The sequence below is a fragment of the Burkholderia sp. BCC0506 genome (genome assembly GCF_902833145.1).
Taxonomy (GTDB): domain Bacteria; phylum Pseudomonadota; class Gammaproteobacteria; order Burkholderiales; family Burkholderiaceae; genus Burkholderia.
The window spans coordinates 67,385-89,805 of record NZ_CADFEN010000017.1; the positions used below are offsets into that span (position 1 = coordinate 67,385).

The 22,421-nt window shown below is 68.1% G+C and carries 19 protein-coding genes and 1 riboswitch; of the genes, 10 read left to right on the forward strand and 9 right to left on the reverse strand.

The window, feature by feature from the left end:
• Nucleotides 1-490: 490 nt before the first annotated feature.
• From HWX62_RS30280 to HWX62_RS30290, 3 genes are all read left to right on the forward strand, one after another.
• On the forward strand, nucleotides 491-1,975 hold the full coding sequence (locus HWX62_RS30280; protein ID WP_347879947.1) for an amino acid permease: 1,485 nt from the start codon (nucleotides 491-493) through the stop codon (nucleotides 1,973-1,975).
• 132 nt (nucleotides 1,976-2,107) lie between these two features.
• Entirely contained in the window at nucleotides 2,108-3,376 is a 1,269-nt protein-coding gene (locus HWX62_RS30285) for an FAD-binding oxidoreductase (protein ID WP_175932747.1), read from the forward strand.
• Between the two features lie 105 nt (nucleotides 3,377-3,481).
• Nucleotides 3,482-4,156, forward strand: a complete 675-nt coding sequence (locus HWX62_RS30290; protein WP_175932746.1) for a TetR family transcriptional regulator — start codon at nucleotides 3,482-3,484, stop codon at nucleotides 4,154-4,156.
• Nucleotides 4,157-4,231: 75 nt separating this feature from the next.
• Here the strand turns inward: HWX62_RS30290 and HWX62_RS30295 are convergent, their stop codons facing one another.
• A complete protein-coding gene (locus HWX62_RS30295; protein WP_175932745.1) occupies nucleotides 4,232-6,013 on the reverse strand; it encodes a phospholipase D-like domain-containing protein in 1,782 nt (593 codons plus the stop codon).
• A 105-nt stretch (nucleotides 6,014-6,118) separates the two neighbouring features.
• Nucleotides 6,119-6,877: a DeoR/GlpR family DNA-binding transcription regulator gene (locus tag HWX62_RS30300; protein WP_175932744.1), complete on the reverse strand. Its 759-nt coding sequence runs from the start codon at nucleotides 6,875-6,877 to the stop codon at nucleotides 6,119-6,121.
• A gap of 230 nt (nucleotides 6,878-7,107) precedes the next feature.
• Between HWX62_RS30300 and HWX62_RS30305 the strand changes: the two genes are divergently transcribed.
• The 3 genes from HWX62_RS30305 to nadE all read left to right on the forward strand — a co-directional run bounded on the left by HWX62_RS30305 (nucleotide 7,108) and on the right by nadE (nucleotide 9,401).
• On the forward strand, nucleotides 7,108-7,293 hold the full coding sequence (locus tag HWX62_RS30305; RefSeq protein WP_006480515.1) for a hypothetical protein: 186 nt from the start codon (nucleotides 7,108-7,110) through the stop codon (nucleotides 7,291-7,293).
• A 202-nt stretch (nucleotides 7,294-7,495) separates the two neighbouring features.
• Nucleotides 7,496-8,365, forward strand: a complete 870-nt coding sequence (locus HWX62_RS30310) for a DMT family transporter (RefSeq protein WP_175932743.1) — start codon at nucleotides 7,496-7,498, stop codon at nucleotides 8,363-8,365.
• A 187-nt stretch (nucleotides 8,366-8,552) separates the two neighbouring features.
• Nucleotides 8,553-9,401 carry an ammonia-dependent NAD(+) synthetase gene (nadE, locus tag HWX62_RS30315; protein WP_175932742.1) on the forward strand — a complete coding sequence of 283 codons (849 nt, stop codon included), beginning with the start codon at nucleotides 8,553-8,555 and terminating at the stop codon, nucleotides 9,399-9,401.
• Nucleotides 9,402-9,479: 78 nt separating this feature from the next.
• Here the strand turns inward: nadE and HWX62_RS30320 are convergent, their stop codons facing one another.
• The 3 genes from HWX62_RS30320 to HWX62_RS30330 form a co-directional block, all read right to left on the reverse strand.
• The gene (locus HWX62_RS30320) at nucleotides 9,480-11,156 is read right to left on the reverse strand and encodes a peptidase S1 (RefSeq protein WP_175932741.1); all 1,677 of its coding nucleotides are present in this window, start codon (nucleotides 11,154-11,156) and stop codon (nucleotides 9,480-9,482) included.
• 73 nt (nucleotides 11,157-11,229) lie between these two features.
• Nucleotides 11,230-12,819 carry a S53 family peptidase gene (locus HWX62_RS30325; RefSeq protein ID WP_175932740.1) on the reverse strand — a complete coding sequence of 530 codons (1,590 nt, stop codon included), beginning with the start codon at nucleotides 12,817-12,819 and terminating at the stop codon, nucleotides 11,230-11,232.
• Between the two features lie 285 nt (nucleotides 12,820-13,104).
• Entirely contained in the window at nucleotides 13,105-13,725 is a 621-nt protein-coding gene (locus HWX62_RS30330) for a LysE family translocator (protein WP_089470532.1), read from the reverse strand.
• Between the two features lie 134 nt (nucleotides 13,726-13,859).
• Here HWX62_RS30330 and HWX62_RS30335 point away from each other — a divergent pair, with 134 nt between their 5' ends.
• The gene (locus HWX62_RS30335; RefSeq protein ID WP_006488501.1) at nucleotides 13,860-14,324 is read left to right on the forward strand and encodes an Lrp/AsnC family transcriptional regulator; all 465 of its coding nucleotides are present in this window, start codon (nucleotides 13,860-13,862) and stop codon (nucleotides 14,322-14,324) included.
• Nucleotides 14,325-14,391: 67 nt separating this feature from the next.
• On the opposite strand, the gene HWX62_RS30340 is transcribed toward HWX62_RS30335, so the two are convergent.
• On the reverse strand, nucleotides 14,392-15,309 hold the full coding sequence (locus HWX62_RS30340) for a LysR family transcriptional regulator (RefSeq protein WP_244136116.1): 918 nt from the start codon (nucleotides 15,307-15,309) through the stop codon (nucleotides 14,392-14,394).
• A 133-nt stretch (nucleotides 15,310-15,442) separates the two neighbouring features.
• Between HWX62_RS30340 and speB the strand changes: the two genes are divergently transcribed.
• The gene (speB, locus tag HWX62_RS30345) at nucleotides 15,443-16,399 is read left to right on the forward strand and encodes an agmatinase (protein ID WP_059500531.1); all 957 of its coding nucleotides are present in this window, start codon (nucleotides 15,443-15,445) and stop codon (nucleotides 16,397-16,399) included.
• A 54-nt stretch (nucleotides 16,400-16,453) separates the two neighbouring features.
• Complete coding sequence (locus HWX62_RS30350) at nucleotides 16,454-17,779, forward strand: MFS transporter (RefSeq protein ID WP_175933320.1); 1,326 nt, start codon at nucleotides 16,454-16,456, stop codon at nucleotides 17,777-17,779.
• Nucleotides 17,780-17,894: 115 nt separating this feature from the next.
• On the opposite strand, the gene metE is transcribed toward HWX62_RS30350, so the two are convergent.
• Nucleotides 17,895-20,189: a 5-methyltetrahydropteroyltriglutamate--homocysteine S-methyltransferase gene (gene metE, locus HWX62_RS30355; protein WP_175933321.1), complete on the reverse strand. Its 2,295-nt coding sequence runs from the start codon at nucleotides 20,187-20,189 to the stop codon at nucleotides 17,895-17,897.
• A 128-nt stretch (nucleotides 20,190-20,317) separates the two neighbouring features.
• Between metE and HWX62_RS30360 the strand changes: the two genes are divergently transcribed.
• The gene (locus tag HWX62_RS30360) at nucleotides 20,318-21,226 is read left to right on the forward strand and encodes a LysR family transcriptional regulator (protein ID WP_175933322.1); all 909 of its coding nucleotides are present in this window, start codon (nucleotides 20,318-20,320) and stop codon (nucleotides 21,224-21,226) included.
• Between the two features lie 22 nt (nucleotides 21,227-21,248).
• Here HWX62_RS30360 and HWX62_RS30365 read toward each other — a convergent pair whose 3' ends face one another.
• Both HWX62_RS30365 and HWX62_RS30370 read right to left on the reverse strand, forming a co-directional pair.
• Nucleotides 21,249-21,977 carry a CbtA family protein gene (locus HWX62_RS30365; protein WP_175933323.1) on the reverse strand — a complete coding sequence of 243 codons (729 nt, stop codon included), beginning with the start codon at nucleotides 21,975-21,977 and terminating at the stop codon, nucleotides 21,249-21,251.
• Between the two features lie 13 nt (nucleotides 21,978-21,990).
• On the reverse strand, nucleotides 21,991-22,200 hold the full coding sequence (locus HWX62_RS30370) for a CbtB-domain containing protein (RefSeq protein WP_175933324.1): 210 nt from the start codon (nucleotides 22,198-22,200) through the stop codon (nucleotides 21,991-21,993).
• A gap of 32 nt (nucleotides 22,201-22,232) precedes the next feature.
• Nucleotides 22,233-22,376: riboswitch (cobalamin riboswitch) on the reverse strand.
• Nucleotides 22,377-22,421 lie beyond the last annotated feature (45 nt).

Consider the following 22,421-nt stretch of genomic DNA (forward strand, 5'->3'; position numbering starts at 1 on the left):
TTCATTCCCAAAACGCAACAACTCGACAACCGGTCCGACGCGTTTTCGTGCCGATTCAGGACTTTTCCAAAGCCCGAACGCGGGTGCCCGGACGCGTCCCGGCATGACGCAAGTTGATGACCATCCCGCATCACCCTGTTCGGAAATATCGTTTGCCGCTCGCGCACCGGGCACACACAATCGGTGCGACGTCGAGGTGCAGCGCACCCGGCGCGCCGCCGGCCGTCACTACGGCAGCCGGACGACCGACGAACGCGACACGCACCACGGCCCGGCTCAGCGGGTCCCTCAGCGAGCCCGATCGGCACCGCACCACCGCTGCCCGGCCGCGGCCGGCAACGCGTCGCGCTTCGTCACCGAAAAACAATCCCGGAGACAGCGCCCAGCACCCGCCATGCATTCAGATGCCCGCCCCGATTCGTCCCGTCCGTCCGGCTCGCCGCCCGCGAAGCCGTCCCTCCACCGCGCGTTGCAGGCCCGCCATCTCCGGATGATCGCGATCGGCGGCTCGATCGGCACGGGCCTGTTCGTCGCGTCCGGCGCGTCGATCTCGCAGGCCGGCCCCGGCGGCGCGATGCTCGCGTACATGCTGATCGGCCTGATGGTCTATTTCCTGATGACGAGCCTCGGCGAGATGGCCGCGTTCATGCCGGTGTCCGGCTCGTTCGCGACCTACGGCGCGAAGTTCGTCGACGAAGGCTTCGGCTTCGCGCTCGGCTGGAACTACTGGTACAGCTGGGCCGTGACGCTGGCGGTCGAACTCGTCGCCGCGCAGCTCGTGATGCACTACTGGTTCCCGCACGTGCCGGGCGTCTGGTGGAGTGCGCTGTTCCTCACCTTGATCTTCGCGCTCAACGCGCTGTCGGTGCGCGGCTTCGGCGAAGCCGAATACTGGTTCGCGCTGATCAAGGTGCTGACGGTGCTCGCCTTCGTCGGCGTCGGTCTGCTGATGATCTTCGGGATCATGCAGGGCGGCCCGAGCGCCGGCTGGGGCAACTTCACGATCGGCGACGCGCCGTTCGTCGGCGGCTGGGCAACGATGCTCGGCGTCGCGATGATCGCGGGCTTCTCGTTCCAGGGCACCGAAATGATCGGCGTCGCGGCCGGCGAATCGGAAAACCCGCGCACGACGATCCCGCGCGCGGTGAGCCAGATCTTCTGGCGCATCCTGCTGTTCTACGTGTTCGCGATCTTCGTGATCGGCGTGCTGATTCCGTACACCGACCCGAGCCTGCTGAAGAGCGACGTGACCGATATCGGCGTGAGCCCGTTCACGCTGGTGTTCCGCCACGCGGGCCTCGCGTTCGCGGCCGGCGTGATGAATGCGGTGATCCTGACGGCCGTGCTGTCGGCCGGCAACTCGGGCATGTATGCATCGACGCGCATGCTCTACAACCTCGCGGTCGAAGGCCGCGCGCCGAAGTTGTTCGCGAAACTGTCGCCCGGCGGCGTGCCGCGCAACGCGCTGTATGCAACCACGGCCATCGGCGCGCTGTGCTTCCTCACGTCGCTGTACGGCGACAAGACGGTCTACCTGTGGCTGCTGAACACGTCGGGCATGGCCGGCTTCATCACGTGGCTCGGCATCGCGGTCAGCCACTACCGGTTCCGCAAGGGTTTCCTGAAACAGGGCTACCGGCTCGACCAGTTGCCGTACCGGTCGAAGTGGTTCCCGTTCGGTCCGCTGTTCGCGTTCGCGCTGTGCGCGGTCGTCGCGCTCGGCCAGGACTATCAGGCGTTCCTCGCCGACAAGATCGACTGGACGAGCGTCGCCGCGACCTACATCGGCCTGCCGTTCTTCCTCGCGATCTGGCTCGGCTACGTGCTCGTGCGCAAATGCCGCCTGGTGCGCTACGCGGACATGGAAATCGCGCCGTGGATCGAACGCAACGCGGTGCCCGACGCAACCGAACAGGCGAACGCCGGCTATCCGGCCTACGTCGCCCGCCCGGTCAACCCGACGCCGGGCGCCTGACGCCCGGCCACGCGCCGGCCGCCGCCCCTGCGCGGCGATCACCGCGCTGAAAACCCCATTCGACGCGGCGCGCGCGTTCAGGCAAGATCGACGCGCCGTTCCGTTTTTCGCCGTCACGAATCACCGAAAAGCATGCAGAACTTCTACGAAGCCACCGTTACCCGCCAGCCCTACCCGCAACTGACCGGCACGATCGATACGCAGGTCTGCATCGTCGGCGGCGGCCTCGCCGGCCTGTGCACGGCACTCGGCCTCGTCGAGCGCGGCGTGAGCGACGTCGTCGTGCTCGACAGCGAACGGGTCGGCTTCGGCGCGTCGGGCCGCAACGGCGGCTTCGTGTTCGGCGGCTACAGCCTCGACAACGCCGACCTGCTGCGCACGCTCGGGCGCGACGAAGGGCGCCGGCTGTACCGGCTCACCGTCGACGCGGTCGACCTGATCCGCGCGCGCATCGCCCGCTACGGGATCGACTGCGACATCGTCGACCAGGGCGTGATGCTCGCGAACTGGTTCGACGATCCGTCGCGGCTCGACAGCGTGCGCACGCTGATGAAAAACGAGCTCGGCGTCGATTGGGCGCCCGTGCCGACCGGCGCGCTGCGCGAGCGGCTGAAGACGCGGCGCTATCACGGCGGCCTGTTCGAGCCGAACGCATTCCATTTCCATCCGCTCAAGTACGTGCTGGGTGTCGCGGCGGCGGCCTCGCGCGGCGGTGCGCGCGTGTACGAGCGCTCGGCCGCGCTGGGCATCGCGCGCGACGGTGCCGGATACGTCGTGCGCACGGCGCAGGGCGCGGTGCGCGCGAAGGACGTCGTGTTCGCCGGCGGCGGCTATGCGCGCGGCGTGTCGCCGCGCATCGAGCGCGCGGTGCTGCCGATCGCGACCTACGTGATCGCGACCGAGCCGCTCGGCACGCGCCTGCCCGATGCGATCGACGCGCCGTACGCGATCTACGACACGCGCTTCGCGTTCGACTACTACCGTCCGCTAAAGGACACGCGGATCCTGTGGGGCGGCCGGATCTCCGTGCTCGACCGCGGCCCGGACGCGATCGCACGCCTGCTGCGGCGCGACCTGCTGCGCGTGTATCCGCAACTGGAAGGCGTGAAGGTCGAGTACGCGTGGGGCGGGCTGATGAGCTACGCGCGGCACAAGATGCCGCAGATCGGCCGCGACGCGGACGGCGTATGGCACGCGATCGCGTTCGGCGGCCACGGGATGGCGCCGACCACGGTGGCCGGCGAGACGCTCGCCGCCGCGCTGGCCGAAGGACGGCCGGTGCCGGACGGCTTCGCCGCGTTCGGGCTCACGCGCACGTTCGGGCTGGCCGGCCTCGCCGCCGCGCAGCTCACGTATACGGCGTACCAGGCCCGCGATGCGCTCGCCGCCTGCCGCCGCTGAGCGCCCGCGACGGCCTTGCCGATTAGAGCGGAAGGTCGGCCGGGCGGCCATTTCCCACATGCTAGAATGCCTTCTCCAAGCCGCCGCGAACCACAACAAAGTCACATGAAAGCAGGAAGCAAGGCCGCCACGTCCGACCCCCGCGCGCTTGCGTCCGATGCGCGGCGTAAATACGATCCCGAGCAAACCAAGCGCAACATCCTCGACGTCGCCACGCAGGAATTCTCCGCGATGGGCCTCGCCGGCGCGCGCGTCGACGCGATCGCCGAGCGCACGAACACGACGAAGCGCATGCTCTATTACTACTTCGAAAGCAAGGAAGGCCTGTACGAGGCCGTGCTGGAGAAGGTGTACGGCGACATCCGCGCGCTCGAGCAGGAACTGCACGTCGGCGACATGGAGCCGCGCGAAGGCATGCGCCGTCTCGTCGAGTTCACGTTCGACTATCACGACAAGCATCGCGACTTCGTCCGCCTCGTGTCGATCGAGAACATCCACGGCGCGAAGTATCTCGAACAGCTGAAGTCGTTCAAGAACCGCAACGTCAGCATCATCAAGACGCTCGAGGAACTGCTCGAGCGCGGCGCGGCCAGCGGCGCGTTCCGCAAGGACATCGACGCGTTCGACCTGCACCTGCTGATCAGCTCGTTCTGCTTCCATCGCGTGTCGAACCGCTACACGTTCGGCGCCGCGTTCGGCCGCGATCCGTCGGCGCCGCGCCTGCGCGCGCGGCATCGCGACACGATCGCCGACGCGGTGCTCCGCTACGTGGCGGCGTAAGCGGCGCAAGCCGCGCCAGCAGCCGGCCGGGGCGCCGAGCGTCCACGCCCCTTTGCACCGCGGCACCCCGGCGCATCAGTCCGTCGGCGCGGTCGACGCCAGCGCGATCCGCGCCTTCTCTTCGGGGCTGCCCGCCACGTAATACTTCTTCGCCCAGCTCGAATCGGGCGCGAGCGCGAGCCGCGCATGCGCGCCCGTGCCGCGCCGCTTCGCGTCGATCGCCAGCGCGCGGGCGCGATAGTGCTCGTAAAGCCGCAGGAATTCCGCGAGATAGATCGCCGCGATCCGCTTGTCGCGGATCTCGAGCAGGTTCTCGTCGTTGTACTGTTCGGAATTGCGGCTCATGTTCGCCGAGCCCGTATAGACGACCGGATTCGCGCCTTCCGCATCGATCACGATGAACTTGTGATGGATCACCACGGGCGGAAACGCCGGCGCCGGTTCGCCCGGAAAGAGCCGCAGCTCCGGCTCGAAGCCTTGCGGCACCGTGGCCGGCGAGAAATACGACGCGTCGATCACGTCGTGGTTGTCGCGGCTGCGGTGGTACAGCTCGAGGTTCGCGAGCGTCGCCGCATCGAGCGTCTGCCCGGCCTGCCGCGCGGCATCGGCCTTCGTTGCACTGCCGACGTTGATCCGGTTCACGAGGCCGAACATCATCAGCCCGCGGTCGCCGGCCGCGAAACACGCATCGCGCAGCGCCGCGTCGGTCGGCATGAACAGGCAGAACGATACCGAATGCTTCGCGGCCGCGATCGCGGCGACGATCGTATCGATCTCGGTACGCCGCCCCGCCGGCTCCGGCGAGTACGCGACGCGCACCTGCGCGCTGCCGATCGTCATCGGCGCCGACCAGCCCGGCGACAGCCGGGCGGTCTCCGCAATCGACGGATTCCCGGCCAGCGCACGGGCGCGATCGTTGTACAGCGCGGCGAGCGCGGGCGAATCGAACGCATGCAGCACGTTGGCCTGCTCGGTCAGCCCCTCGGTCGTGAAGTTCGCGGAACCGGTCAGCACGCGCGCGGGCGCCGGGCTCGACGGCGCATCGGTCACGATGAACTTGTCGTGCATGATGTGCGTCTTGTCGCGCGGCGCGAGCGTCGCGAGGCCTTGCAGCGCATCGACGGCCGGCTGGTTCGGCGACGGCAGCGGCGGCTTGCCCTTGCGCGCCGTCGCGTGCGCGTCGTAGACGATCGCGAGCGACGCCTCGCCGTGCCGGCGGCCGAACGCCTCGAACGCGGGCAGCGCCCACAGCGTGTCGGTCAGGTGATAGACGGCCGACACCGCGCGCGACGCCGGATCGAGCATCTGCGCGAACACCTGCTCCATGTCGTTCGCGAGCCACGTGCGCAGTTTCAGCGCCTGTGCGGCGCTCGGTGCCTCGTTCGGGGCGAGGCCGAGCGCAGCCACCTGCTTCGCGAACGCCTGCGAGCTGACCACCGCGCGGTTGAACCACGTGCCGATGCCGTCCTCGATGTGCGCGGGCAGCACGACGTCGCACACGCCGGCTTGCGCGTCGAGCACCTGCAGGTTCGCCGGCGTGCCGACGACCGGATAGACGTCGTAGCGGAACGACGCACCGCGATCCTGCGGATCGATGCGCGCATCCCACCACATGAATTTCTGGATCGGCGCCTGGTCGGTCGGCGCATCGCCCTGCGTGTCGGCGGCCGGGCCGTCGAACGTCAGGCGGTTGGGCAGCCAGCTGTCCGGCGCACGCGTCTTGCCGTCCGCCGACCAGAAGCCCGGCGTGCGCCGGATCGCGAAGCCGAGGAAATCGGCCCGCGACGCCGCATCGGGCCAGTCGAAAGCCAGCAGGACGAGGGTGGGGGAAAGATAGCTGCGCACGCTGACGGTCATTCGTTGCTCCCTGGCCTCGCGGCCGTTCGAGGTGAATGGGTCAGTCTTGACGACGGTTCTTCCCGTGCGATGACCGTTCGATGAACCTTGTATGTCGGCCGCGCGTCAGTCGCACACGAGCAGCTCGATTCCGCGCGCGGTCAGCGCGCGGCGCAGGGCCTTGTCGGGTGCGCGCTCGGTCACGAGGTAGCGGGCGGCGGCCGTTCCGTTGATCCGCACCGGCGTCACGCGGCCGAATTTCGAATGGTCGGCGACGATGATCGCGGTGCCCGCCGCCGCGATCATCCGGCTACGCACTTCGGCCGCGAGCCGCGAGTAGTCGGTGCATTCGCCGTCGGGCGTGATGCCGCCGGCGCCGATGAACGCGAAATCGACGTGGTATTGCGCGAGCTGATGGATCGTGTCGAGCCCGAAGGTGGCGTCCTCGTCGTCGGACAGCTCGCCGCCGAGCAGCGTCACGCGGTTGCCGTTACGCCGCGCGAGCACGAACGCGGTACGCCAGTCGTTCGTGTAGATCGACAGCCGGTGCCGGTCGGCGAGCGCGAGCGCGACCGCATGCGGCGTGCTGCCCGAATCGATCAGCACCGATGCATCGTCGGGCACGAATTCGGCCGCGCGCCGCCCGATCGTGCGCTTCGCGTCGGCGTTCGCGGCTTCGCGCTCGGACAGGCTCGGCTCGCGGCGATCGGCGGCCAGCGCGCCGCCGTGCGTCATCACGAGCAGGCCGCGCGCGGCCAGCGCGTTCAGGTCGCGCCGCACGGTTTCGCGCGACACGTCGAGCGAACGCACGAGTTCCGCGACCGACAGCGCGCCCGACCGTCCGAGCTCCGACAGGATGTATTGATGACGTTGTTCCGCCAGCATCGCATGTACGCCCGAGGCGACTGGTAATGGTGAGCCGGCCATTGTATTACGGACGTTTGACGACCATTTGACCGTGCCGGGAAGCTGTGTGCGGCCGCGCGACCGCGTGCGTTTCCCGAAAGCGAAATTCAGTATTGTCCGGCGCGCGCGAATCCCGGCGGCGCCGGTTGCTACACTTTGCGCTTCGCCGAACGACCGACCGACGGTCGACCAACAAAGGGGCTCGCGCCATGTATCGCAAAGGCAGTGTGATCGAAATCCAGTTTCCGCCGGAACGCCTCAACGACGCGGCAGGCGATCCGTACTGGATCGACCTGACGCTCGATGAAGCGCGCCGGCTGTACGAACAGCTCGCCGCTCGTTTCGCGACCGACGCGCGCGCCAACCAGCCGCTCGACACGTTCTCGATCGACTGATCGTCGCTGCCGTGCGCCCGTCCGCGCAACGCCGTGCGGCAGGCGCGCCTCTCCGCCGCGCCGCGCCGCCGGCGCGCGATGACGACCGGCGCGACCGCGCGCGGCGTGGCATGAGTGCAGGATTCGACAAGACGCCAGCCCCGCTTCACCCGATACTGGCCGACTTCCCGATTCTGTCCGGCCGCCTCGCGGCCCGTCACGCATGCTTACCTCGATCGTCGCCGCCGCTTTCGTCGCGCTCTGGTCCACAGGCTTCATCGTTGCGCGGGCGATCAAGCCCTACGCCGATCCCAACCTGTTCCTGCTCGCGCGCTTCGCCGGCACGGCCGCGCTGTTCGGCGTGGTGGCGCTCGTCGCGCGCGCGCCGTGGCCGGCCCGCCGCGAATGGCCGCGCCACCTGATCGCCGGCGCGCTGCTGCAAGGCGTCTATCTCGGTGCGAGCTACTGGGCCGTCGCGCAAGGATTGAATGCGGGCGTGATGGCGCTGCTCGGCGCGTTGCAGCCGCTCGCCACCGCCGTGCTCGCGGTCCCGCTGTTCGACGAACGCCTGCCCGCGCGCGGCTGGCTCGGGATGGCGCTCGGGCTGGCCGGCGTCGCGCTCGTGCTCGCGCCGAAAGTCACGGGCGGCGTCGCGCCGCCGCCGGGCGCGGCGCCCGCGTGGCTCGTCGTCACCGTGTCGGTCCTGGCGGTCGGGTCGATCACCGCCGGCTCGCTGTACCAGAAAGGCAAGCTCGCGCAGAGCGACCTGCGCACGGCGGTCGCCGTGCAGAACTTCGGCGCGGCGATCGTCGCGGCCGTGTTCGTCGCGCTGCTCCATGAAACCCGCTGGATCGGCGCGCCGGCGCTGTGGGTGTCGCTCGTGTGGGGCGTCGTGTTCCTGTCCGGCGGCGCGGTCACGATGCTGATGTGGATGCTGCGGCGCGGCAACGCGGCGCGCGCGACGTCGCTGCTGTTCCTCGCGCCGCCGCTGGCGGCGCTCCAGGGTTACGGGCTGTTCGGAGAAACGCTCGCGCCGATCCAGCTCGCCGGTTTCGCGCTCGCGCTGGTGGGCGTCGTGCTCGCACGGCGCTGACGCCGCCCCTCGGGCGGCCGCCCCCCTTTCGCGCGGCATCCTGCCCGCCCGGCGCACCGTGCACCACGGCGATGCGCCGCGTCTCGCCGATGCAACGCGACATCGCCGGAAACGCAGGTCCGGCGCGGCGACGCGTCGCGATTGCGCTTATGATGAGCGCCTTGCAATTCGTTCCGGATCTTCCCTCATGACCTCCGCCGATTACGCCAGCCGCCAACGCGCGATCATTGCCGAACTGAACGTCGCCCCGCACTTCGACGCCGAAGCCGAAATCGCCCGCCGCGTCGACTTCCTCGCGCAGTACCTTCGTTCGACCGGACTGCGAACCTACGTGCTCGGCATCAGCGGCGGCGTCGATTCGTCGACGGCCGGCCGGCTCGCGCAACTGTCGGTCGAGCGCCTGCGCGCCGACGGCTACGATGCGCGCTTCATCGCGATGCGCTTGCCGAACGGCGTGCAGAACGACGAAGAGGATGCGCAGCGCGCGCTGGCGTTCGTACGCGCGGACGAGGTATTGACGGTCGACGTGAAGCCGGCCGCCGACGCGATGCTCCGTTCGCTGGTCGCATCCGGCCACGCGTTCGACAACCCGGCGCAGCAGGATTTCGTGCACGGCAACATCAAGGCGCGCGAGCGCATGATCGCGCAGTACGCGGTGGCCGGCGCGCGGCGCGGCATCGTGATCGGCACCGATCACGCGGCCGAGTCGCTGATGGGCTTCTTCACGAAGTTCGGCGACGGCGGCGCGGACATCCTGCCGCTCGCGGGGCTGAGCAAGCGCCGCGTGCGCGGAGTGGCCCGCGCGCTCGGCGGCGACGAGCTGATCGTGATGAAGGTGCCCACGGCCGACCTCGAGGAACTGCGCCCGCTGCGCCCCGACGAGCACGCGTACGGCGTGACCTACGACGAGATCGACGATTTCCTCGAAGGCAAGCCGGTCGCCGACCGCGTCTACGAAACGGTGCTGCGCTTCTACGACGGCTCGCGCCACAAGCGCGCCCTGCCGTACACGATGTTCGACTGGCCGGCCGCCTGAGCCGGCCGCCTTCCCCCGGCCGACGACCCGCCGCGCGCACCGTCACGGCTGCGCGCGGCCGGCCGGCGACGGGCCACGCTACGCGTGTCCGCCCGTCTTCTTCGCCTGCAGCGCACGAATGCGCATCCGCGCGCCCGTATCGCTGACCGTCGCGTCGTACATCGCCGCGAGATCGCGCTTGAGCGCGGTGCGCGAGCCGCCGTCGAGATACACCATGTGCCCCGACGGATAGAACCGCGCGGACAGGTTCTGCCGCACCTTCTGGTCCTCCAGCGGCATTTGCTGCAGATCGATCACGGTCTGGTAGAACGGCGTGACGAAATCGTAGAAGCCGTTCGCCGAGAGCACCTTCAGGTCGACGTTCAGCGCCATCACCGCGGCGAGGTCGCCGGCCGTGTAGAGGATCACGTTCCCTTGCGCATCGATGCCCTGCTGCGCGCCGGTCGGGTCGATGTGGCTGAAATCCCAGTTCCGGAAGGCCTGGTCGTTCAGGTCCGTGAACGCGGAGTTCGACGTGAACTTCAACTGCTCGTTCAGGTAGCTGTTCCACATCGCCGTATAGACGCCCGTCACGGCCGTCATCGTCGGATCGTTGCCGCCCGAATTCGGATCGATCTTGCCGGCGATGCCCGACGAGATCCCGGTCACGCGCCCGTCGTACGAACCGAGCGCGAGCCCCTGCGCATGCAGCAGCGTCGTCAGGAACAGCGAGTTGCCGCGCGCGTCGTAGCCTGCGATGTCGAGCCCCCACGATTGCAGCGTCGCCGTATCGATGCCCGTGTATTCCGACAGTTTCTGCACGGTGGCCGGGTTCGCATGCGGCACCGCGCGCAGCGCGCTCAGGTAGTCGGTGCGCGCGAACTGCGCGACTTCCTCGACGAACGCGCCGAGATCGGTCGGCGCCGGCTTGACGCCGAGCTTCTTGTGATACCACGCGTCGGCCGCGGTGGTCGGCAGCGCACCGACCGGGTTGCCGGCCTGGCGGTAATCGAGGATCGACGATTGCAGCGTGACGCCGTTCAGGTCGACGCCGTCCTCGTGCAGCTTGTACGCGAGCACGCAGCTGCGCGCGGTGCCGTACGATTCGCCGAACAGGTATTTCGGCGAATTCCAGCGGTTGTTCTTCGTCAGGTAGCGCTTGATGAACTGCTTCAGCGAATTCGCGTCCTGGTCGACGCCCCAGAAGTCGCGGTTCTTGTTCGGCGCGACGGCCGCCGAATAGCCGGTGCCGACCGGGTTGATGAACACCAGGTCGCTGTGGTCGATCATGCTGTCCGGGTTGTCTTCGATCTGGTACGGCGCGGGCGGCGTGAACCCCGGCATCGACGTCTTGATGCGCTTGGGCGCGAACGAGCCGAGCAGCACGAACACCGACGACGAACCGGGCCCGCCGTTATAGAAGAACGTCACGGGCCGCGTTTCCTCCTTCGCGCCGTCGGCCGTGAACGCGACGTAGAAAATCTTCGCGGCCGGCTGCGAACTGCTCGGATCGACCGTCACGAGGTGGCCGACCGTCGCCGTGTAGGCGATGCGCTTCCCGTCGATCAGGATCGTATGGTGCGTGATCGCGGCCGCTTCGGTCGTGTCGGTCACCGAGTCGTCGGGGCCGTTGCCGTACGCGACCGGATCGAAGAACGGTTGGTCGCGGCCGTGGCTCAGCGCGACCGGGTTGATGGTCGGCGGCACGCCATGCGAATTGTGGTCGCCGTGATGCAGCGGATACACGCCGCCGGAAGATGCGGAATCGATGCCCATCGTGCTGCTCCTGGAGGTGAAAAAAGACGCGGGCAGGCCACCCGCGTCGAACGGAAAGACGTGCGCCGGCGCGTCAGCTCGACGGCTGGCGCGCGAGGATCGTGGCGAGCTGCGCGCCGTTCGGGCTGCCGAGGCCCGTGCATGCGTCCCAGCCGGACGCGGCCGCATACGTGCCGTTCGATCCTTTCGTGATGTCGCGCAGCGCGGCGGGATGCTTGTACAGCACCGGGTTGATCCAGCCGGCCGACGCGCCGGCCGCCGCATTGATCCGCGCGATCAGCGCGGCCCACAGCGGCGCGACCGCGCTCGTGCCGCCCATCACCGCGGGCGTGCCGGCCACCGACACTTCATAGCCCGTCTGCGGCGACGCATCGCCGGCCACGTCGGGCACGCCGCGCTTGGCGAGCGGCGTGGTCGTGCCGTCGGCAAGGGCGACCTTCAGTCCCTGCTGCCACGCCGGCAGGTCGAACAGCGAACTGACGCCGCCACCGCCCGCACCGCCGCCCGACGCGTCGTCGTTCCACGTGACCTCGCTACGGATGCCCTGCCCGGGCAGCGCATCGAGTTGCGTGCCGCCGCAGCCGAGCACGTACGGGCTGGACGCGGGAAAGTCGACGTGATCGGCGCCATCCTGCAGCCCGTCGCCCGAGCCGCTATCGCCCGACGCCGCGCATACGGTGATGCCCTGCGCGGCGGCGGCCTGCAGCACGCGGTTGAACGCCTGCGCCGACTGCGCCTGCCAGATCGCTTCCGGGCCGCCCCAGCTGATCGAGATCACGGAAGGCCGGTTGGTCTTGTCGGTGACGGCCGCGTTGACGGCCTGGATGAAGCCCGCGTCGCTGTTCGGCGCGAAGTAGACGGCGATCTTCGCCGCCGGTGCGATCGCACCGGCGATTTCGATGTCCAGCGCGACTTCGCCGTCCGGGCCGTTCGGCTCGCCGGTCGGCGCATTGCGGCCCGTGCCGACGTTCACGTCGACGAGCGTCGGCGGCGTCGTGATCCCGAGCCCGCGGAAATATTGCTGGATGTCGGCCGCCCGATAGCCGCCGCCGAGCTCGATGATCGCGATGCATTGCCCCGCGCCGTCGCCGGCCGGAAAGTCGTACAGCGATGCAAGCTGGATCGGCGTGAACGTGACGGCCGCCGCGCCGCGCGCAGGCTTGAACGGCGGCCGGAAACGAAAGTGCGGCCGCGCCTGCGGGCGGCTGTCGAGGCCGAGCACGGCGGTCACCGCATCGCCGAGTTCGTCGGGCAGCGCGATCGGGCCGGAGCGGCCGCGATACTGGCCGATCGCACGATGTTCGAAACGCTCGAGCTTCACGCTGAACGCGGCTTCGAACTGCGCGATCGTGCCGGACAGCACGACGACGCTCTCGACCGGATCGACGCGATCGACCGTCAGTTGATGACGACGCGCGAAGTCCTCGGTCTTGCGGATATCGTCGGGATTGGCGGAAAAACGCTGCGCGAAGGCGTCGCGCGACACCGGTTTTGCGCGGGCGTCGCCGGTCGCGAGCTGGTGGACCAATGCATCGAGTTGCCCTTCTTCCTGCCGCCGCAACATGATCGTGACGTGGATGCGTTCTGCCGGATCGCACTGGCCGAGGCACTTGGACTCGGCGACGATGCGGGGTTCACGGTCGGCTTGAAGATGCCTTGCCATGTTCAGACCCTCCTTGGTACCGCGTTGCACGGAACAGCCAGGAAATCGGACATAGCCTGCGGAAGACGGTTCCGTTCGGTCAGTCGGTCGCGACGGCGTTTGCAACGGCGCGTTCGCGATCGCGCGAAATCAAGGGAAGTTTAGAACAGTCAGACGATTTGCGCGCACGCCCTTCTGCAGCAAGCGTGCGCGCGAAGGCCGGCATCGCGCTCGGCCCGTATCGATTCCTGCATGGCTCGCCCGCGCAACCGATCGACCCGCGCAACGGCCCTGCGGCGGCGACGCTCAGTCCATCGACAACCGCAGCGCGAAACCGATCAGCGCCGCGGAAAAGGTCCAGCGCTGCACCGTCTGCGCGAGCGGATGCGCGCGCATCCACGCCGCGATGCGCGACGCGCCGAACACGCACGCGAGGTCGAAGCACACGCCGGCCGCGACGAGCAGCGCGCCGAGCTCGAACATCTGCCACACGACCGGCCCGGCCTCGGGCCGCACGAACTGCGGCAGCAGCACCGAGCAGAACAGCAGCGCCTTCGGGTTCAGCAGGTTGGTCAGCAGCCCCTTCACGAACGACTGCCGCAGCTCGCCCGCCGCCGCGTCGCCGTCGCCGAGCGCGAACACCGGCGAGCGGAACACCTGGATCGCGACATACGCGAGATAGAGCGCGCCGCCGTAGCGGATCACCTCGTACAGCCAGGGCGCGCTGCGGATCAGCGCCGCGACGCCGCACGCCGACAGCGTCACGTGCGCGGTGCGCGAAAGCGACAGGCCGGCCGCCGCCGCCATGCCCGGCCGCACGCCGCGGCCGATGCTGGTCTGCAGCACGAGCGCCATGTCGGGGCCCGGCACCGCATAGATGGCCGCCAGCGCGGCAAGGTAAATCAACAGCAAATGCGTGGAAATCATGGTCTGCCCCCGTCCTTCAATGACGATATGTTGCCGCTGAAGGAGGAGGGATTATTGGCCATCTTTGGCTCAGGATTCGCCATCCGTAGCGGAATCCGCCACAATCGTGAAATCCGAACAAGGATTCCGCCAACATGATCGACCTCGACAAAACCGACCGCGCGATCCTCGCCGCGGTGCAGCGCGACGGCCGCCTGCCGATCGCGCGACTCGCCGAATCCGTCGGGCTGTCCGAGACGCCTTGCGCGCGGCGCCTGAAACGCCTCGAAAACGACGGCTACATCGAGCGCTATCGCGCGCAGCTGTCGCGTCAGGCGCTTGGCTTCGGCGTGGTCGCGTTCGTGCTCGTGCGGTTCGCGACGCACGACCGCAAGGTCGCCGACCGGTTCGAACGGGAAGTGCTCGGCATCGAGCGGATCCTGGCCTGCCACAACGTCGCGGGCACGGCCGACTACCTGCTGCAGGTGGTCGCGCGCGACCTCGACGACTACGGCACGTTCCTGCGCGATTCGCTGCGGATGCTGCCCGGCGTGACGTCGATCGAATCGGCGCTGTCGCTGCGCGAGGTGAAGCACGACGCGGGGCTGCCGGTGCCGTGATGCGTGCCGGGCCGGCGAGCCGGCCGGACGCAACGCGCGTTCATTCACATGGCCGGCCGCGCCGGCGTCACGCCACGTCCGGCGCCTGGTGCGCGCGCTCGAGATCCTCGAGAAACGCCTCCACGAGCGGATTCCCGCGCCCGTTGCGCGCGACGACCATGTGGAACGTCACGTCGTAGCGCAGCCGCTCCGGGTTGAGCGGCGCGAGCAGCCCCTGCGCGACGTACGGCGCCGCGAAGTGCTGCGGCAGGTAGCCGAGATGGTGGCCGGACAGGATCAGCAGCGCGACGGCCTCCATGTTGTCGGCGGTCGCGGTCACGCGGTCGGGCGTCGTCGACAACTGCGCCTCGGGCAGCGGATACGAACGCCACGCCCATTCGAAGCCCGCGACGTCGGCCGGCGTCAGCGTGCCCGCGCCGTCGAACAGCGGATGGCCGCGGCCGCAATACGCGACCTGGCGCTCGATGAACAGCGGCGTGTAGTGCAGCGACGGCACGCGGTGCCAGAAATAGCCGACCGCGATCTGGATCTCGTCGCTCAGCAGCTTCTCCTCGAGATCGCCGGGCGCGCGCACCGAAATCGAGAAGCGCACGGCCTCGTCGCGGGTGCGGAACGCGGCGATCGCCTCGGCGATCCGCGCGTTCTGGCTCACCGGCGTATGGCCGATCAGGCCGATGTTCAGCGTGCCGACCAGTTGGCGATCCATGTGCCGCGCGGCCATCCCGAATTCGTCGAGCGCCGCGAGCAGCTTGCGGCTCATCGCATGGAACCGTTCGCCCTTCGGAGTGAGCCGGAAGCCGCTGCGACCGCGTTCGCAGAGCCGGTAGCCGAGCCGCGTCTCGAGCGACGACAGTTGCGCGCTGATCGTCGACTGGCCGACGTTCAGCACCGACTGCGCGGCCGACACGCCGCCTGCGTCCGTGACCGCGAGAAAGACGCGGATCAACCGCAGATCGAGGGTCGACAGATTCCCCAGCACGTTCATCCCCTTCCATACATCGATGAAAATCGATGTTTACGTCGATATCTTCGCATTCTTCTTTCCCGGCGGAGCGCGTAAAACTGTGCGCCAGGCCGCGTCGCATGATACGGCAACCCCACACCGGAAGAGACACCTCATGAACGACCACACCCACTTTCAGCCGCTCGGCGGCAATGAAATGCCGCGCTGCGGCGGCATCGCGACGATGATGCGCCTGCCGCACGTGGCGAGCGCCGAAGGCCTCGACGCGTGTTTCGTCGGCGTGCCGTTCGATCTCGGCACGTCCAACCGCACCGGCGCGCGCTTCGGCCCGCGCCAGATCCGCACCGAATCCGTGCTGCTGCGTCCGTACAACATGGCCACGCGCGCCGCGCCGTTCGATTCGCTGCAGGTCGCCGACATCGGTGACGTCGCGATCAATCCGTACAACCTGCACGATTCGATCGCCCGCATCGAAGCCGCGTACGACGCGATTCTCGAGCACGACTGCAAGCCGATCACGCTCGGCGGCGACCATACGATCGCGCTGCCGATCCTGCGCGCGATCCACCGCAAGCACGGCAAGGTTGCATTGATCCACGTCGATGCACACGCCGACGTGAACGACACGATGATGGGCGAAAAGATCGCGCACGGCACGCCGTTCCGCCGTGCGGTCGAGGAAGGCCTGCTGCACGGCGACAAGGTCACGCAGATCGGCCTGCGCGGCACCGGCTACGCGGCCGAGGATTTCGACTGGTGCCGCGAGCAGGGCTTCCGCGTCGTCCAGGCCGAGGAATGCTGGAACAAGTCGCTCGCGCCGCTGATGGAAGAAGTGCGCGCGCGCGTCGGCGACACGCCCGTCTACATCAGCTTCGACATCGACGGCATCGACCCGGCCTACGCACCGGGCACCGGCACGCCGGAAATCGCGGGCCTCACGGTGCCGCAGGCGCTCGAGATCATCCGCGGCGCGAAGGGGCTGAACATCGTCGGCTGCGATCTCGTCGAAGTCGCGCCGCCGTACGACCCGTTCGGCACGACGGCGCTGCTCGGCGCGAACCTCGCGTACGAGCTGCTGTGCGTGCTGCCGGGCGTCGCGTACCGCGACTGATCCCGCCGCCGCCACTATTCCAAATCAGAGGATTCCAGAGGAGCACACATCGAGATGGGGACTTCCGTCAAGCAGCCGAAGCGGGCGGCGCTCGCTTCGTTCGTCGGCACCACGATCGAGTGGTACGACTTCTATAGTTATGCGACCGCCGCCGCCATCGTGTTCGGGCCGCTGTTCTTTCCCGGCGAAAACCGTTTCATCAGCCTGCTCGCGTCGTTCGGCTCGTTCGCGGTCGGCTTCTTCGCGCGGCCGCTCGGCGGCGTGATGTTCGGCTATCTCGGCGACCGCTTCGGCCGCAAGCGGTCGCTGCTCGCGACGCTGATGCTGATGGCCGTGTCGACGGTCGCGATCGGCCTGCTGCCCACGCATGCGCAAGCCGGCGTGATCGCGCCGATCCTGCTCGTGCTGATGCGCGTGCTGCAGGGCATCGCGGTCGGCGGCGAATGGGGCGGCGCGGTACTGCTGGCCGGCGAGCATGCGCCGGAAGGCAAGCGCACGTTCTTCGCGTCGTTCGCGCAGCTCGGCAGCGCGAGCGGCCTGATCCTGTCGATGCTGGCGTTCGGCGCGATCAGCACGCTGTCGAAGGACGACATGATGAGCTGGGGCTGGCGCGTGCCGTTCCTCGCGAGCGCCGTGCTGCTGATCGTCGGCTTCGTGATCCGCGCGAGCGTGTCCGAATCGCCCGAGTTCGAGGAAGTCAAAAAGAGCGGCAACATCGCGCAAAAACCGCTGCGCGAAGCGCTCAGGGTCTGGCCGCTGCTGCTGCTCGCGATCGGCGCGAACGTGTACGGCATCGCCGGCGTGTATTTCAGCAACATCTTCATGATCAGCTACGCGACGCAGTTCCTGTCGCTCGACCGGTCGATGGTGCTGCATTGCATGACGATCGTCGCGGTGCTGCAGTTCGTCGTGCAGCTCGCGGCCGCGTTCCTCGCGCAGCGCTTCGGCACCACGCGCGTGCTGCTGATCACCGGTGCGTGGGCGATGATCGTCCCGTTCGCGATGCTGCCGCTCGTGCACCTGGGCACGCCGGTGTCGATCACGGTCGGCGTCGGCCTCGCGACGCTCGCGGAATCGGGCTACTACTCGGTGGTCGCGGGTTTCGTCAGCGGCATCTTCGTCGCGCGGATCCGCTACACGGCGATCTCGATCGCGTACCAGGTGTGCGGCGCGCTCGCCGGCGGCCTCACGCCGCTGGTCGCGACCGTCATCGCGCAGAACACCGCGCCGCAATGGTGGCCGCTCGCGCTTCAGTACACGAGCGCGGCCATGCTGTCGTCGCTGTGCGTGTGGCTGATCTCGCGCCGCGTCAGCATCGACGACGCGGACGCGCCCGGCAAGACGAACGACGCGCTGCCGCGCGGCACGCGCACGGCTTGATGCCTCGACGCATAGCGCAAACGCGTGCATGACGAAAAGCGGCCCGCTTCTGCGGGCCGCTTTTTTCCGTCGCGATCGGCGATCGCGACGACGCCCCGCAGCACGCGCTGCGTGGCTACCGCACCTGGTTGCGCAGCGTCTTCGCGGCGGCGACCATGTTCGTCAGCGCCGGAATCACTTCCGCCCACTGGCGCGTCTTCAGGCCGCAATCCGGGTTCACCCACAAGCGTTCCGCCGGAATTCGTTCGGCCGCCTTCCTCATCAGCCCGACGATGTGATCCTGCGTCGGGATGTTCGGCGAATGGATGTCGTACACGCCCGGCCCGATTTCGTTCGGATACCTGAAGTCGTCGAACGCGTCGAGCAGCTCCATGTCGGAGCGCGACGTCTCGATCGTGATCACGTCCGCGTCCATGTCGGCGATCGACGCGATGATGTCGTTGAACTCCGAATAGCACATGTGCGTGTGGATCTGCGTATCGTCCTGCACGCCGTTCGCGGCGATGCGGAACGACTCCACCGCCCACTTCAGGTATTCGCTCCATTGCGCGCGGCGCAACGGTAGCCCTTCGCGCAGCGCCGCTTCGTCGATCTGGATCACGCGCACGCCGGCCTTCTCGAGATCGAGCACTTCGTCGCGGATCGCCAGCGCAAGCTGGTAGCACGATACCGAGCGCGGCTGGTCGTCGCGCACGAACGACCAGTTCAGGATCGTCACGGGGCCGGTCAGCATCCCCTTCATCGGCTTGCTCGTCAGCGACTGCGCGTACGTGATCCACTCGACCGTCATCGCCTTCGGGCGGCTGATGTCGCCGAACAGGATCGGCGGCTTCACGCAGCGCGACCCGTACGACTGCACCCAGCCGAACTGGCTGAATGCGTAGCCGTCGAGTTGTTCGCCGAAGTATTCGACCATGTCGTTGCGCTCCGCTTCGCCATGCACGAGCACGTCGAGTTCGAGCGATTCCTGTTCGCGGATGCTGCGTTCGATCTCGGCCTGCATCGCCGTGCGATAGCCGGCTTCGTCCAGCACGCCGGCCTTGAACTGGCTGCGCGCCTGGCGGATCTCGGCGGTCTGCGGGAACGAACCGATCGTCGTCGTCGGGAACGCGGGCAGGTTCAGGCGCGCCGACTGCTTCGACGCCCGCTGCGCATAGGGGCTCGCGCGCTTGCCGAGCCGCGCGTCGATGCGCGCGATCGCGGCCTTCACCGCCGGGTTGTTCACGCGCGGCGAGCGGCGGCGCGAATCGATCGCGGCGGCATTCGCGGCGAGCGCGTCGGCCACCTTGTCGCGACCTTCGTTCAGCGCCGTCGCGAGCACCTTCAGCTCGTCGAGCTTCTGCAGCGCGAACGCGAGCCACGAGCGGATTTCCGCGTCGAGCTTCTCCTCGCTCGCGAGATCGACGGGCACGTGCAGCAGCGAGCACGACGGCGCGAGCCACAGCCGGTCGCCCAGTTGCTTCGCGAGCGGCTCGAGCCAGTCGAGCGTCGCATTCAGGTCGGTCTTCCAGATATTGCGGCCGTTGATCGCGCCGACCGACAGCACGCGGTCGGCCGGCAATTCGCGCACCAGCATGTCGAGTTCGTCGCGGGCGTTGACTGCGTCGACATGCAGACCGTCGACCGGCAGCGACGCCGCGAGCGTCAGGTTGTCCTGAAGCTGGCCGAAGTACGTGGCAAGCAGCAGCTTGATGCGGCGCGTTTCCAGCACCGCATACGCGGTGCGGAACGCCTGGCGCCATTCGGCATCGAGCTCGGTGACGAGAATCGGCTCGTCGATCTGCACCCATTCGACGCCCTGCGCGGTCAGCGTGTCGAGCAGCGCGCCGTACACCGGCAGCAGCTTCGGCAGCAGCGCGAGGCGATCGGAATCGTCCTTCGCCTTGCCGAGCCACAGATACGTGACGGGGCCGACAATCACCGGCTTCGCCTGCACGCCCTGCGCGTTCGCTTCGGCCAGTTGCTGCAGCAGGCGCGACGGATCGAGCGAGAAGTTCGTGTCCGCATGGAACTCCGGCACGATGTAGTGGTAGTTCGTGTCGAACCACTTCGTCATTTCGCCGGCCGCGACGCCGCCGCAGCACGCCGCATGCTCTTCCGCCGACTGCGCCGAGCGGCCGCGCGCGACACGGAAATAGTTGTCGAGCGCATCGCCGTGGAAATCCTGCACGCGCTTCGGCAGGTTGCCGAGCGTGAAGCTCATGTCGAGCACCTGGTCGTAGAACGCGAAGTCGCCGATCGGCGCGAGATCGAGATCGCGCTGGTCGTGCCAATGGCGCCGGCGCAACTCGGCGCCGAGCGCCTTCAGTTCGTCGCGCGACGATTCGCCCTTCCAGTAGCGTTCGAGACCGAACTTGAGTTCGCGCTTCGCGCCGATGCGCGGAAAACCGAGGTTGTGTGTCGTGACCATGAAGCTGCCGTCCAGAGAAAGAATGAAGATTCGGCAGCCATCATAGGGATTTCAAACCATGAAATAAAATGGCATTATTTCATTCATCCATTAAATTTGTTCATATATCCATTGAATAAGCGATCCCCATGCTGGAACGATTCCATCTCGTCGTGATCCGGGAGGTCGAGCGCCAGGGCTCGCTGACGGCCGCGGCCAATGCGCTGCATCTGACGCAATCGGCGCTCAGCCACGCCGTCAGGAAAGTCGAGCAGCAGCTCGGCACGCCGATCTGGGATCGGGAAGGCCGCGGCCTGCGGCTCACGCAGGGCGGACAGTACCTGCTGAGGCTGGCGAACCGGCTGCTGCCGCAGTTCGAGCTCGCCGAGGAGCGGATGAAGCAGTACGCGAAGGGCGAGCGCGGCACGCTGCGCATCGGGATGGAGTGCCACCCGTGCTACCAGTGGCTGCTGAAGGTCGTGTCGCCGTACCTGTCGCGCTGGCCCGATGTCGACGTCGACGTGAAGCAGCGCTTCCAGTTCGGCGGCATCGGCGCGCTGTTCGGTTACGACATCGACGTGCTCGTGACGCCCGATCCGCTGAACAAGCCGGGGCTGCGCTTCGATCCCGTGTTCGACTACGAGCAGGTGCTGGTGGTCGCGGAGTCGCACCGGTTCGCGAATGCCGACTACGTGACGCCGGAGCAACTGACCGACGAGATCCTGATCACGTACCCGGTCGAAACCGACCGGCTCGACATCTACAACCAGTTCCTGACGCCGGCCGGCATCGTGCCGAGGCGGCACAAGTCGATCGAGACGACCGACATCATGCTGCAGATGGTCGCGAGCGGGCGCGGCGTGGCCGCGCTGCCGCGGTGGCTCGCCGACGAATACGCGGACCGGATGCCGGTCGTGCCGGTCAAGCTCGGCAAGAAGGGCATCGCGAAGCAGATCTTCCTCGGCATCCGGGAAGCGGACGCATCGATCGACTATCTGGCCGCGTTCGTCGCGCTGGCGCGCGAGTCGGCGTGGGGCGCGCCGCGCATGCTGCGCTAGGCGCGCCCGGCCGGCGCGCGCGTCAGGCGGCGCGCATGCCGGTGCCGGTGCGTTCGCCGCGCTCGACCCACGCGCCGAACAGCAGGCCGATCGTCGTCCACATGATCACCTGCATGCCGATGGCCGCCATGCGGAACTTCCACAGCAGGGCCGCCGGAAAATCGGCCGGCAGCTCGCTGACCGACGGCAGCCCGATCTGCACGGCCGCGATGATCGCGACGAACACGAGCCCGGCGACGATCGACGCGTTCCACTGGCCGAGCTTCGGCAGCAGATGGCGACGCACGCCGACCGAGAACGCCATCGTCGCGACCGAGATCGCGATCATCAGGAAAAACAGCCCCGTGCGGTAGCCGATCGTGTCGGGGTCGCCGACCGACGGCGGATTGGCCGGGTACTTGAGGTTCGGCACGATCACGAGCGCGACGAACGCCGCCAGCGCGAGCCATGCGGCGAGCGGCCGTGCCGGCAGGCGGCTGCCGCGTCCGTACGCATACGCGAAGACCAGCGAGAACAACCCGCCGAATGCCGCGCCGTAGGTCACGACGCCCGTCAGCAGCCCGAGGCCGGCCTGCGTGTGGCGGCTGACCAGCTCGGGCTCCGGTGCTTCGCCCTGGGCGGCGGTGGTTTTTTCTTCCAAGGCGATCGCCTGATCGACTTGGGGCTCGCCGACGATCCTGGCGAAACCGAACGTGAGGAGGCCCGCGGCGATGCCTGCGAGCATCCCGCGCATGAGCAGCTTTCCGACCATCGTATGCTCCGCGTCAGTGGCAGGGAAAGCCGAGCAGATGGCGGCCGTCGTGGACGAATTCGTGGACGAGCATGCCCGGCACGAGCGACGTCGCGCCCTGTTCCGCACCGACGAAATACAGTGCGAGCAGCAGGAGCAGGCCGACGAACACGGCCCACGGCAACAGCTCACGGACGGGGATGGGTGCCGGCACGACCGCCGGCTTCAGCACTGCTTCGCTCATGGATGCACCTCAGGGGAATCGCGCCCCGACAAATGATGGATGGGTACGAAGGCAGGTCTGGCTTCCGGGATCGTCGATTCCCCGGTTACAGTGGCGCGACCGCACCGGATTTGCACCGGCTTCCGCGCTTCGTATCGGGCGAATTGTACGCGCGAACGTTCGCGTATTGAAGCGATGCCACATAGGCAAGCGCGCTGGGCCGCGGATCATCCGACAACCGA

Bases quoted from the DNA above. Each gene is read 5' to 3' on its own strand.
- HWX62_RS30370 (WP_175933324.1), bottom strand. From the start codon at position 22,200: ATGAGCGAAGCAGTGCTGAAGCCGGCGGTCGTGCCGGCACCCATCCCC.
- HWX62_RS30300 (WP_175932744.1), bottom strand. From the start codon at position 6,877: ATGCTGGCGGAACAACGTCATCAATACATCCTGTCGGAGCTCGGACGG.
- HWX62_RS30360 (WP_175933322.1), top strand. From the start codon at position 20,318: ATGCTGGAACGATTCCATCTCGTCGTGATCCGGGAGGTCGAGCGCCAG.
- HWX62_RS30310 (WP_175932743.1), top strand. From the start codon at position 7,496: ATGCTTACCTCGATCGTCGCCGCCGCTTTCGTCGCGCTCTGGTCCACA.
- HWX62_RS30335 (WP_006488501.1), top strand. From the start codon at position 13,860: ATGATCGACCTCGACAAAACCGACCGCGCGATCCTCGCCGCGGTGCAG.
- nadE (WP_175932742.1), top strand. From the start codon at position 8,553: ATGACCTCCGCCGATTACGCCAGCCGCCAACGCGCGATCATTGCCGAA.
- speB (WP_059500531.1), top strand. From the start codon at position 15,443: ATGAACGACCACACCCACTTTCAGCCGCTCGGCGGCAATGAAATGCCG.
- HWX62_RS30330 (WP_089470532.1), bottom strand. From the start codon at position 13,725: ATGATTTCCACGCATTTGCTGTTGATTTACCTTGCCGCGCTGGCGGCC.
- HWX62_RS30320 (WP_175932741.1), bottom strand. From the start codon at position 11,156: ATGGGCATCGATTCCGCATCTTCCGGCGGCGTGTATCCGCTGCATCAC.
- HWX62_RS30285 (WP_175932747.1), top strand. From the start codon at position 2,108: ATGCAGAACTTCTACGAAGCCACCGTTACCCGCCAGCCCTACCCGCAA.
- HWX62_RS30290 (WP_175932746.1), top strand. From the start codon at position 3,482: ATGAAAGCAGGAAGCAAGGCCGCCACGTCCGACCCCCGCGCGCTTGCG.
- HWX62_RS30305 (WP_006480515.1), top strand. From the start codon at position 7,108: ATGTATCGCAAAGGCAGTGTGATCGAAATCCAGTTTCCGCCGGAACGC.
- HWX62_RS30280 (WP_347879947.1), top strand. From the start codon at position 491: ATGATCGCGATCGGCGGCTCGATCGGCACGGGCCTGTTCGTCGCGTCC.
- HWX62_RS30365 (WP_175933323.1), bottom strand. From the start codon at position 21,977: ATGGTCGGAAAGCTGCTCATGCGCGGGATGCTCGCAGGCATCGCCGCG.
- metE (WP_175933321.1), bottom strand. From the start codon at position 20,189: ATGGTCACGACACACAACCTCGGTTTTCCGCGCATCGGCGCGAAGCGC.
- HWX62_RS30295 (WP_175932745.1), bottom strand. From the start codon at position 6,013: ATGACCGTCAGCGTGCGCAGCTATCTTTCCCCCACCCTCGTCCTGCTG.
- HWX62_RS30325 (WP_175932740.1), bottom strand. From the start codon at position 12,819: ATGGCAAGGCATCTTCAAGCCGACCGTGAACCCCGCATCGTCGCCGAG.
- HWX62_RS30340 (WP_244136116.1), bottom strand. From the start codon at position 15,309: ATGAACGTGCTGGGGAATCTGTCGACCCTCGATCTGCGGTTGATCCGC.
- HWX62_RS30350 (WP_175933320.1), top strand. From the start codon at position 16,454: ATGGGGACTTCCGTCAAGCAGCCGAAGCGGGCGGCGCTCGCTTCGTTC.